7 protein-coding genes are annotated in these 6115 nt (G+C 74.4%); 5 read left to right on the top strand and 2 right to left on the bottom strand.

The window, feature by feature from the left end; translation table 11 throughout:
• The first annotated feature begins 2 nt into the window (after positions 1-2).
• Positions 3-1214 carry a VWA-like domain-containing protein gene (locus ACFVDM_RS36345; protein ID WP_383650955.1) on the top strand — a complete coding sequence of 404 codons (1212 nt, stop codon included), beginning with the start codon at positions 3-5 and terminating at the stop codon, positions 1212-1214.
• A 7-nt stretch (positions 1215-1221) separates the two neighbouring features.
• Here ACFVDM_RS36345 and ACFVDM_RS36350 read toward each other — a convergent pair whose 3' ends face one another.
• Complete coding sequence (locus tag ACFVDM_RS36350) at positions 1222-2214, bottom strand: fibronectin type III domain-containing protein (RefSeq protein WP_383650956.1); 993 nt, start codon at positions 2212-2214, stop codon at positions 1222-1224.
• A gap of 178 nt (positions 2215-2392) precedes the next feature.
• Here ACFVDM_RS36350 and ACFVDM_RS36355 point away from each other — a divergent pair, with 178 nt between their 5' ends.
• The gene (locus tag ACFVDM_RS36355; protein WP_383650957.1) at positions 2393-2995 is read left to right on the top strand and encodes a TIGR03086 family metal-binding protein; all 603 of its coding nucleotides are present in this window, start codon (positions 2393-2395) and stop codon (positions 2993-2995) included.
• A gap of 40 nt (positions 2996-3035) precedes the next feature.
• Here the strand turns inward: ACFVDM_RS36355 and ACFVDM_RS36360 are convergent, their stop codons facing one another.
• Positions 3036-3719: an alpha/beta fold hydrolase gene (locus ACFVDM_RS36360; protein WP_383650958.1), complete on the bottom strand. Its 684-nt coding sequence runs from the start codon at positions 3717-3719 to the stop codon at positions 3036-3038.
• Positions 3720-3780: 61 nt separating this feature from the next.
• On the opposite strand from ACFVDM_RS36360, the gene ACFVDM_RS36365 reads away from it, so the two are divergent.
• The 3 genes from ACFVDM_RS36365 (at position 3781) to ACFVDM_RS36375 (ending at position 5965) form a co-directional block, all read left to right on the top strand.
• Positions 3781-4614, top strand: coding sequence for a chitosanase (locus ACFVDM_RS36365; RefSeq protein ID WP_383650959.1), 834 nt, complete (start codon positions 3781-3783; stop codon positions 4612-4614).
• 181 nt (positions 4615-4795) lie between these two features.
• The gene (locus ACFVDM_RS36370) at positions 4796-5158 is read left to right on the top strand and encodes an SH3 domain-containing protein (RefSeq protein ID WP_383650960.1); all 363 of its coding nucleotides are present in this window, start codon (positions 4796-4798) and stop codon (positions 5156-5158) included.
• Positions 5159-5200: 42 nt separating this feature from the next.
• Positions 5201-5965, top strand: a complete 765-nt coding sequence (locus ACFVDM_RS36375; RefSeq protein WP_383650961.1) for a chitosanase — start codon at positions 5201-5203, stop codon at positions 5963-5965.
• Positions 5966-6115: the final 150 nt, after the last annotated feature.

A 6115-nucleotide genomic window follows, 5' to 3' on the forward strand; every position in this document is an offset into this window, starting at 1 on the left:
ACGTGTCCGCGCACCGGGAGGAGTGCGGGAACCCCGCCCCGGCGCGGCTCCGGCTGGACCTCACCAAGCTGCTCGCCGCCCGCTACCGGGCGGCGACCGACCGGCCGTATCTGGCCACCGCGCTCTACGCGTTGTCGGTGGTGCCCAGTGACGAGGTCCCGACCATGGGCGTGGACCGGCATTGGCGCTGCTACGTGGCGCCCGCGTTCGTCGACCGGACCCCGGTGGCCGAACTGGCCGGGGTCTGGCTGCACGAGGCCGCGCATCTGCTGCGCGACCACCACGGCCGGGCCGGCCGGCTGTCCGCGGCCGATCAGCGCGACCCGCACCGGATCAACATCGCCCAGGACTGCGAGATCAACGACGATCTGCTCGCCGACGGGGTGGTCCTGCCGGAGGGGCGGATGGAGCCGTCGCTCTTCGGTCTGCCCGAGGGGCGGCTCTTCGAGGAGTACCTGCCGGATCTTCCGCCCGGTCCCCCGCACACCTGCGGTTCGGGCGCGCACGGCCGTCCCGAGCCCTGGGAGTCCACCGGCCCGGACGGCCCGCCGCAGGTCGGGGCGGTCGAGGCGGAGGCGCTGCGGCGCCGTACGGCCGAGGCGATGCGGGCGCATCTGCGCAGCCGGGGCACGCTGCCGCAGGGGTGGAAGCGGTGGGCCGAGGAGATCCTGGAACCGGCCGTCGACTGGCGGCAGGCCCTGGCCGGAGCGGTCCGGGAGGCGGCGGCCTGGGCCTCGGGGGCGGTCGACTACACCTACCGGCGTCCCGCCCGGCGCGGGGCGGCGCTGCGCGGCGTGGTGCTGCCGAGCCTGCGCCGGCCGCTGCCGCGGGTCGCCGTCGTCGTCGACACCTCCGGCTCGATGGGCGACGACGAACTCGGCTCGGCCCTCGCCGAGGTCACCGGGGTGCTGCGCGAGGTGGGCATCGGCGGCAACCGGGTCACCGTGCTGGCCTGCGACGCCGATGTGCACGCCGTCTCGCGGGTGACGTCGGCCGGGCAGGTCGTCCTCGGCGGGGGCGGCGGCACCGACATGCGGGTCGGGATCGCCGCGGCGCTGGCCGCCCCGGAGCGCCCCGGCATCGTCGTGGTCCTCACGGACGGCCACACCCCCTGGCCCGCGGAGTCGCCCTCGTGCCGGCTCGTGGCCGCCCTCATCGGGGCGGACGCGCCTGCTCCGCCGCCGTGGATCGAGACGGTCCGCGTCCCCCTCTGACGCGGGCTCACTGCCCGAGGACCACCGTGAGCGGTGCCGAGAACGCGCCCCACTTGCCGTCCGGCATCTTGGCGCGGAGCGTGACCACATGGCGGGTGCCGCGCGGTTCGGCGGTCGTGTACTGGTAGGTCGCCCGTCCGGCGGGCGGTGCGATCCCCCAGACGATGGTGGTGGTCATCCTGCCGTCCAGGTACAGCTCGTAGGTGGTGACCTCGCCGTCCGTCTCGGGCTGGGCCCAGTCCAGATCGACGGCGTACTCCTTGCCCTGGACCTTCGTTCTCGCCCGCAGGCCGGTGGGTGCGGTGCTCGCCGGGGCGCCGGGCGCCGAGGCGGTGGTGAGGCGGAGGGTGTTGCTGTCGGGCGACGAGGTGTTGGCGGCGTCGCGGGCCCGCACGGTGAAGGCGTAGGCCATCCCGGGGCGCAGTCCGGTCAGCCGGGCCGTGGTCTCGGTGCCCGGCACCGTGTGGATGCGGGAGCCCTCCTGGTAGATGTCGTACGCGGTGACGCCGACGTCGTCCGTGGAGCCGCCCCAGGACAGGGTGGCGGCCCGGTTGCCGTCGGCCTTGCCGCGCAGTTTCACCGGCCGGGTGGGGGGCGCGTGGTCGGCGGGCGTGGGGGCGGGGGTGGTGACGCGGACGGCGGCGCTGGGCGCGGAGAGGTTTCCGGCGGCGTCGCGGGCCCGGACGGTGAAGGTGTACGCGGTCGAGGCGGTGAGCCCCTCGATGTCGATCATCACCTTGGACGCGGGGACGGACTTGACCTTCCTGCCCTCGCGGTAGACCTCGTAGCCGGTGACGGCCGTGTCGTCGGTGGACGCCTTCCACATGACGTGCGCGGAGGTGGCGCTGCCGGCCTGGACGGTCACCCCGCGCGGCGCGCTCGGCTTCCCGGTGTCGGCCTCGGCCTCCGAGCCGCAGGCGGTCAGCACGGCGAGGAGCAGAGCGGCGGAACAGGACAACGCGGCGGTGGTGTGGGGGCGTTGCACGGTGTTGCCTTCCATCCGGCAGCTATTGGTCCAGACCTGTATCGCACGGTCCGGGGCTTCCCGACAAGGGGACGGAGCGGAACGTTCCGCAATATGCCGGTGTGCGCCGCCGCCACGGCCCGGGCACGGGGGCCGCGGAATTCACCCGGCGGGCGGGCGATGAGTTCCCGGGGTCCCGGGAGTCTGCACAGGTATGGACACACAGACGAACCCCGCCCCTCTCGATCTCGGGCCCGCCGCCCGGAACGTCACCGCCCTGCTCGACGGCATCGACGACGCACGGCTGACCGGCCCGACCCCCTGCCCCGGTGTCACCGTGGGCGCGATGCTCGCCCATGTCGGCGGGCTGGCCGTGGCCTTCCGGGACGCCGCGCGCAAGGACCTGGGGCCGACGACCGGCACGGCGCCCTCGGTGGAGTCGGGTGTGCTCGCGGACGACTGGCGCGAGACGCTGCCCCCGGCACTCGACGAGCTGGCGGCGGCCTGGCGCGCCCCGGACGCCTGGCAGGGCATGACCCAGGCGGGCAGCGTGGACCTGCCGGGCCAGATCGCCGGGATGGTGGCGCTCAACGAGCTGGTGCTGCACGGCTGGGACCTGGCGCGGGCGACCGGGCAGCCCTATTCGGCCGAGGAGGACCATCTGAACAGCACGCTCGCGGTCCTGGCCGACCTCGGTGACAACCCGCCGCCCACCTCGCCCTTCGGCGCTCCGGTGCCGGTCGCCGACGACGCGCCGCTGCTGGACCGGGCGGTGGCGCGCAGCGGCCGCCGCCCGGACTGGCGGCCCGGCGACTGAGACCGGGCGCCCGGAGCCGGACGGCCCGGCGCCGAGGCGGTCAGCTGGTGAAGAACTCCGTCATCTCCTGCACGAGTTGGGCGGCGTTCGTCTCGTGCGGACGGTGACCGCCGTCGAGGGTCAGCAGCCGGGAGTCCGGGACGAGCGCGGCCATGTCCTGGAGCCGCGCCTGGGAGAGGCCGCTCGCCGGGCCGCCCGAGACGACCAGGGTCGGGGCGACGATCTCGCCGAGGCCGCGCGCCCGCTCCGGTCCGGGCGCGTCGAGCTCCTCGCGTACGGCCGGGACGGCGTTCTCGTCGTAGTCGACCGGGCCCCGCGGGGTGACGGCGGGCCCGGCCGCGCCGGGGAACGGCGGCGGGGTCTCCACCAGCACCAGCCGCTCCACCCGGTCCGGGTTCTCTTGGGCGAGGAGCTGGGCGACGACACCGCCCATGCCGTGGCCGGCCACGCCGGCCCGGTCGATCTCGCACGCGTCGAGGAAGCCCAGCACGTCCTCGGCCATCAGATCGAGGTCGTAGTCGTCGGGCCAGTCGCTCTCCCCGTGTCCGCGCAGATCGATCGCGTACACCCGCCACTCCCGCCCCAGCAGCTCCCCCACGGCCTCCCAGGAGGCCGCCGAGTCCCCGAGGCCGTGCAGCAGCACGACCGGTGAGCCGTACGGGTCGCCCCAGCTCCGGTACGCGAGGCGCACATCGCCGACATCCACCACTGACTGATCATCCATGCCCCCGACGCTACCGCCCGGCCTGCGCCGTTCGTCCCGTAGGGCCTGGCAGGCTGGTGGGGTGAAGATCAGCACGCGTCCACCGCTCGCCTCCCGTCTCGCCCTCCTCCTCGCCGCCGTCGTGCTGTCCGGCTGCACGGCGACCGGTTCCGATTCCGGCAAGGGCGCGGCCGGTCCCGGGCTGGACGATCCGGTGAAGAAGGACATCGCCATGCAACTGGTCTCCAGCGCGGAGAACTCCACGCTGGACTGGAAGGCGCAGTACGGCTACATCGAGGACATCGGCGACGGCCGCGGCTACACCGGCGGCATCATCGGCTTCTGCTCCGGCACCGGCGACATGCTGAGCGTGGTGGAGCGGTACGCGAAGGCGCGGCCCGGCAACGCGCTGGAACGGTTCCTCCCCGCATTGCGGAAGGTGCGCGGCACCGACGCGCACACGGGGCTCGGCCGGACTTTCACCGACGCGTGGGCCCGCGCCGCGAAGGACGCGGCGTTCCGTGCCGCGCAGGACACCGAACGGGACCGGTCCTCCTTCGACCCGGCGGTCGCCCGGGGCCGCGCGGACGGGCTGGGCGCGCTCGGCCAGTTCATCTACTACGACGCCTATGTGATGCACGGGTCGGCCGACGCGGAGGGGGACGTCGGCTTCACGACGATGCGCCGCCGGGCACTGGCCGAGGCGGACTCCCCCGCCGAGGGCGGAGACGAGCGCGCCTATCTCGACGCGTTCCTCGACGCCCGCGTCGCGGCGATCCGCGAGGAGCCCTCGCACCACGACACCAGCCGCGTGGAGACGGCCCAGCGGGTGTTCCTCCGTGAGGGCAATCTCGGTCTGGAGACGCCGCTGCGGTGGAAGGTGTACGGCGACAGCTACGAGATCAAGGGTTCCTGAGCGTCCCCGGGGGCCCGGGAGGTCTCCACGACCCCCGCTAAACCCAAGATCGACGGGCGCGCGAGGCGTTGGCCGCATGGGCCGTGTGCGCCGGTGCGCACCGCCCGTGACCTGCGCTTACACTCCCGGGCGAGAGGGCCGACGGACCCGTGTCCCCGAGGTCGGCCACCCGTTGGGCGGGGTGGACGGCACCACACGGGTGGGCCGGATCACCGAGGAGTTCCACACGATGATGAAGAAGATTCTGCTGACGATGACGATGCTGGCCGCCGGCATCGGTCTGGCCGTCTCCCCCGCCGCGCAGGCCGCGCCCAGCACGGCCCCCGCGCACCGTGCGCAGGCGGCGCAGCCGTCGCTCGTCTGCACGGTGAACGACAACGGCGTCAACTTCCGTGGCGGACCGGGCACCGACTTCCCGGTCCTGGGCCAGGTCAACAAGGGCCAGAACCTCAACTACCGCGGTCGGACCGGCGACTGGATCATGGGCGACCTGTGGGGTGGCCCCACCGGCGTCTGGATCTACGTGGCCTACCTGGACTGCTGAGTCCGGCACCGTACCGCCCCGCACCGGACATGACCGCCCCCGGTGCGGGGCTCGCGGCTGCCGCCCCGTGCGGCGGCGCATCCCGAGGAGGCGCGTGTGAACGGTCTGGACGATCCGGCGAAGAAGGACATCGCCATGCAACTGGTCTCCAGCGCGGAGAACTCCACGCTGGACTGGAAGGCGCAGTACGGCTACATCGAGGACATCGGCGACGGCCGCGGCTACACCGGCGGCATCATCGGCTTCTGCTCCGGCACCGGCGACATGCTCGGTCTGGTGGAGCTCTACACCCGCCGGACCCCGGACAATCCCCTGGCCCGCTTCCTCCCGGCCCTCCGCGCCGTCGACGGCAGCGACTCGCACGAGGGCCTGGACCCCGGTTACGTCCCCGCCTGGCAGGAGGCGGCCCGGGACGAGGCGTTCCGGCGGGCCCAGGACGACGAACGCGACCGGGTGTACTTCGATCCGGCGGTCGCCCGGGGCAAGGCGGACGGCCTGGGTGTGCTCGGCCAGTTCGCGTACTACGACGCCTTCGTGATGCACGGCGACGGTGACGACGGCGCGAGCTTCGGGGCGATCCGCGAGCGGGCGCTGCGGCAGGCGGAGCCGCCGGGCCGGGGCGGTGACGAGACCGCCTTTCTCGACGCGTTCCTGGACGCCCGGGTGTGGGCCATGCGCCAGGAGGAGGCCCACGAGGACACCAGCCGGGTGGACACCGCCCAGCGGGTCTTCCTGCGCGCGGGCAATCTGGACCTGGATCCGCCGCTCGACTGGAAGGTCTACGGCGACAGCTACCACATCGGCTGACTCCGGGACGGCGCGCGGCCGTGGGGGGGGCGGGCCCCCCCCGGGGGGGGGGGGGGCGCCCCCCCCCGGGGGGGGGGGGGGGGGGGGGGCGGGGGGGGGGCCCCCCCCCCCCGGGGGGGCGGGGGGCGCGGGGGGGGGGGGCCGCCGGCC

The organism is Streptomyces sp. NPDC057682 (assembly GCF_042799575.1).
Classification (GTDB): domain Bacteria; phylum Actinomycetota; class Actinomycetes; order Streptomycetales; family Streptomycetaceae; genus Streptomyces.

Bases quoted from the DNA above. Each gene is read 5' to 3' on its own strand.
- ACFVDM_RS36350 (WP_383650956.1), bottom strand. From the start codon at position 2,214: ATGGAAGGCAACACCGTGCAACGCCCCCACACCACCGCCGCGTTGTCC.
- ACFVDM_RS36355 (WP_383650957.1), top strand. From the start codon at position 2,393: ATGGACACACAGACGAACCCCGCCCCTCTCGATCTCGGGCCCGCCGCC.
- ACFVDM_RS36360 (WP_383650958.1), bottom strand. From the start codon at position 3,719: ATGGATGATCAGTCAGTGGTGGATGTCGGCGATGTGCGCCTCGCGTAC.